The sequence below is a fragment of the Actinomycetota bacterium genome (assembly GCA_036280995.1).
GTDB lineage: Bacteria > Actinomycetota > CALGFH01 > CALGFH01 > CALGFH01 > CALGFH01.
On sequence record DASUPQ010000011.1, the window covers coordinates 1 to 4,220 of the forward strand.

At 72.8% G+C, this 4,220-nt stretch carries 4 protein-coding genes; all 4 read left to right on the forward strand.

The annotated features are described in order from the left end of the window. A partial coding sequence (locus VF468_00300; protein ID HEX5876767.1) for a LuxR C-terminal-related transcriptional regulator occupies nt 1-2,352 on the forward strand: 2,352 nt, incomplete at its 5' end. Nucleotides 2,353-2,452: 100 nt separating this feature from the next. Then, entirely contained in the window at nt 2,453-3,136 is a 684-nt protein-coding gene (locus VF468_00305) for a hemerythrin domain-containing protein (protein HEX5876768.1), read from the forward strand. 9 nt (nt 3,137-3,145) lie between these two features. Beyond that, entirely contained in the window at nt 3,146-3,559 is a 414-nt protein-coding gene (locus tag VF468_00310; GenBank protein HEX5876769.1) for a DUF3291 domain-containing protein, read from the forward strand. A gap of 47 nt (nt 3,560-3,606) precedes the next feature. Continuing rightward, a partial coding sequence (locus VF468_00315) for a hemerythrin domain-containing protein (protein HEX5876770.1) occupies nt 3,607-4,220 on the forward strand: 614 nt, incomplete at its 3' end.

A 4,220-nucleotide genomic window follows, 5' to 3' on the forward strand; every position in this document is an offset into this window, starting at 1 on the left:
CCCGTGCTGTGCGTGGTCGACGATGCGCACTGGCTCGATGAGGCGTCGGTCGGCGCCCTGGTCTTCGTCGCGAGGCGGCTGGAGGCGGAGGGCGTGGTGCTGCTGGTTGCTGCCAGGGACGAAGATCTCCGGCGCTTCGACGCCGCCGGGCTTCCTCAGCTGGAGGTGGGAGGCTTGGACCGCACTGCGGTGGCTGCCCTGTTGGCGGAGCGTGCGGCCGTGGCGGTTGACCCGCAGGTGCGTGACCGGCTGGTTGAGCAGACCGGCGGCAATCCGCTAGCGTTGACCGAGCTGGCGTCGGTGCTGACGGCGGGACAGCTATCAGGGAAGGAGCCGCTCCCGCTCCAGCTGCCGTTGACCGACGCGGTCCAGCGTGCGTTCCTGGAGCGGGTGCGTCGCCTGGCCGCCGACGCGCAGGTCTTGCTGCTTGTCGCGGCGGCCGAGGATACCGGCCGGTCGGCCACCGTGCTGGCGGCGGCGGCGACCATGGGCGCCGGAGCCGCGGCGCTGGATGCTGCCGAGGAAGCCAAGCTTGTCCGAGTCGAAGGCGGATCCCTCGACTTCCACCATCCTCTGGTCCGATCGGCCGTCTACCGGGCAGCGACCACGAGCCAGCGTCGGCAGGCGCATCGAGCGCTCGCCGCGGCGCTTCACCGCCAGGGCGATGCCGACCGGCGGGCCTGGCATTTGGCAGCGGCGGCGGTCGAGCCGGACCAGCAGGTGGTGGGTGAGCTCGACGCGGTCGCCGAGCGGGCCCGGGGGCGGGGCGGCTTTGAGGCGGCGTGCGCGGCGCTGGAGCGCGCAGCCGGGCTCTGCGCCGACCCGGTGGGGCGAGGGTGGCGGCTGGTCGCCGCGGCCGAGACTGCTTGGCTTGCTGGCCAGCTCCACCGGACCGCCGGGCTGCTGCAGGCGGCGTGGCCGCTTGCCTCCGACCCGCTGGTCCGCGCCGAGGTTGGCCGGCTGCGAGGCTGGTATGAGCTGAGCGTTGGTTCGGCGGCCGCCGCCCAACCGATCCTGGTCCAGGCGGCCCTGGACGTCGCCGCGGTCGATCCCCGGCGGGCCCGTCGCGTCCTCGCCGCCGCCGCCGAGGCGGCGTGGCTGGAGCGCGACCGGGCGGCCGGCGTCGAGCTGGCCCGGGTCGCGGCCAGCCTCGGACCGGCCGGCGACCCGCACGACCGGTACTTCGCCGACCTGGTTACCGGGTTCCTCCACGCGCTGGACGGCGACCTGGCGGCCGCCGTCCCCCTGCTCACCGGGACCATCCGGCTGGCCCAGCGCCTGGAGGACCCTGACCTGCTGGCGCTCGCCGCCCACCACGCCTTCTACGTCGGCGACGACACCGCCGCCTACCAGCTCAACGTGCGGGTGGCGGCGACGGCGCGAGCCGATGGGAAGGCTACCGAGCTGCTGTTCGCACTGCCCCGGCTGGCCCAGGCCGAACTGCTCTGTGGCCGCTGGACTGCCGCGGCGGCCAGCGCCGCCGAAGCGGTCCGGCTCGCCTCCGGCACCGGCCAGCGTGCGCCGTCTGCCCCCCCGCTGGCCTTGCTCGGCCTGCTGGCGGCGCTCCAGGGCGACCAGGACGGCTTCTGGTCCCGAGTCGCCGAGACCGAGCAAGTCGCGGCCGCCCACGCCCTGGGCGTCTTCCAGGGCGCCGTCCACGACCTGGTCCTGTGGGCCCGGGCGGTCCAGAAGGCGGCCACGGCCCGGCCGGCCTCGGCGGCCACGCTGCTCGAGGAACTCAGCCACCCGGTGGTCGTGACCATGGCCGCCTTCGACGGCGTCGAGGCCACCGTGCATGCCGGCCGACACAACAGCGCCCTGGAATGGCTTCGATCGCTGGAGGCGGTCGCCACCACCACCGGCGCGCCATGGGCGCAGGCGCGGGCAGCCCATGCGCACGGACTCCTCTCTGAGGGCCATGTCGCCCGGAGCCGGTTCGAGGAGGCGCTGGAGCACCACCAGCGGGCACAGCGCCCGTTCGAACAGGCCCGCACGGAGCTGGCCTACGGCGAGCTGCTGCGCCGGGCCCGACGCCGGGTCGACGCCCGCGCCCATCTCCAGGCCGCCCTCGACGTGTTCGAGGGCCTGGGGGCGGCACCCTGGGCGGAGCGGGCACACCTGGAGCTGCGGGCCAGCGGGCAGGCCGTGCGCCGGCGCGACCCGTCGACCCTTCGGCAGCTCACCCCCCAGGAGCTCCAGGTGGCCCGGTTCGTGGCCCGCGGGCTACCCACCCGGGAGGTCGCCGCCCAGCTGTTCCTCAGCCCCCGCACGGTCGACTTCCATCTCCGCAACGTCTTCGCCAAGCTCGGCATCAGCTCCCGCACCCAGCTGGCCCAGTTCCCCCTCGACTGATCCCGGCCGTCAACCCGGTGATTTCACCGGTGTGTGCCGATGCCGGCCTGCCTAACCTCGACCTGACCCGACGGCCGACGCCGGGGCCAGGGGAGGCGCCATGGACGACCCGACCAAGCCGGACCTGCGGATCAGCTACCTGGAGCATCGGTCGATGCGTGCCGACGCCGCCCGGCTCACCGAGTTGGTCGGCGCCGCCGGGCCGGCCGACGTCGGCCGGCTGCGGGCGCTGGCCGCGTGGTACGCCCGCTACGAGGGCGCCATCCACGACCACCACCACGCCGAGGAGGCGGTCATCTACCCGGCGCTGCTGGAGCGCAACCGGTCCTTTGCCGAGGCCGACGGCCAGCTGGAAGGCCAGCACCAGGTGCTGGCCGACCGGCTGCAAGTGGCCAGGGAGAGCCTGGCCGGGCTCGCAACCGCGGCTGGTGGCAGCCGGTGGGAGCGGGAACGGGAGGAGGCCCTCAAGGCGACGGTGGCCCTCAAGGCCATCGTGGACACCCACACCGGCGACGAGGAAGCGATCGCCTTCCCCCGCTACTCGGCCCACTTCAGCGCCGCCGAGTACGCCGACCTCAACAAGGCGGCCTTCAGGCTGGTCGGCCTGCGCTCGTTCGTCTTCGCCGGCCCCTGGGTGCTCGACCATGCCTCGCCGAGCGAACGAGCCGAGCTGCTCGGCGAGCAGCCGCCGCTGCTGCGGGTCCTGTACCGGCTGGCCCTGCAGCCCGGCTACCAGCGGCTGGTCCGTCCCCTGCATCCGCCCACCAAGCCAGTCCACCACTAGGAGGACGCCATGCCCCCACTGCCCTGGCGTACCAAGACCCAACCCGACCCGGACCAACGCTACCTAGTGATGGCCTCGCGGCTGCCGCTGCGGTCACGCCGCAGCATCCCGAGGTTCCTGCGCCTTACCCTGTCGGTGGTCCGGCAGCTGGAGCGGACCGACGGGCTGGTCGGCTACAGCTTGCTCGCCCAGCCCATGAAGGGAACCTTCTGGACCCTCTCGGCCTGGACCGACCAGCAGCACCTCGACGCCTTCGCCAGAGCCATGCCCCACCTGGCCGTCATCCGCACGCTCCGCCCCAGGATGGGCCCAACCAGGTTCCAGTTCTGGACCGTCCAAGGCTCGGCGCTGCCCATCACCTGGAAGGAGGCCATCGACCGGCTGATGGGCTCCTCCGCCACGCCAGGGCCGAGCGCGCGATGAGCAATCAGCCGCTACACGGAGATCACGCCTCGATAGAAGGAGCAGGCATGTCCGATGCCGAGCTGACCAACGCCCCGCCCATTCCGATCTCCGAGCACAGCCGCGTCCTGATCGCGATGCACAAGGCGATGCGCGCCGACAGCCAGCGCCTGATCAGCGCCGTGGACACCCTGCCGGCCGGTGACACCCAGCATGCGGCAGCCCTCGGCCGCGCCTTTGCCGCCATCGTGGGGCTGATCCACGACCACCACTTGACCGAGGACGACGTGATGTATCCCTTCCTGCTGCAGCGGGTGCGCACCTTTGAGCGCGACGCCCTCCGGCTCGAAGATGACCACGTCGAGCTGGACGCGGCCATGGCCCGGATCAACGCCCGCTTCCGCCTCCTTGGTCACCAGCTCAGCGCCCGCCTGTGGCAGGACACCCGCGGTCATCTGCTGGACGAGGCGGCGGCATTCGACCGGGTGCTGGTGGATCACCTGGACCGCGAGGAGGCCGTGGTGGTGCCCCCGTTTGAGTCGCTGCTGTCCGAGGCCGACCAGCACACCCTCAAGAAGGAGGAGGCCAAGCTCACCACCTATCGGCATATGCGTATGGCCCTGCCCTGGGTGCTGGCCAACGCCACCCCCGAAGAGGCGGCCAACCTGCGCGCGATCGCCCC

Coding starts and splice junctions, on each gene's coding strand:
- VF468_00305 (HEX5876768.1), top strand. CDS start 2,453: ATGGACGACCCGACCAAGCCGGACCTGCGGATCAGCTACCTGGAGCAT.
- VF468_00310 (HEX5876769.1), top strand. CDS start 3,146: ATGCCCCCACTGCCCTGGCGTACCAAGACCCAACCCGACCCGGACCAA.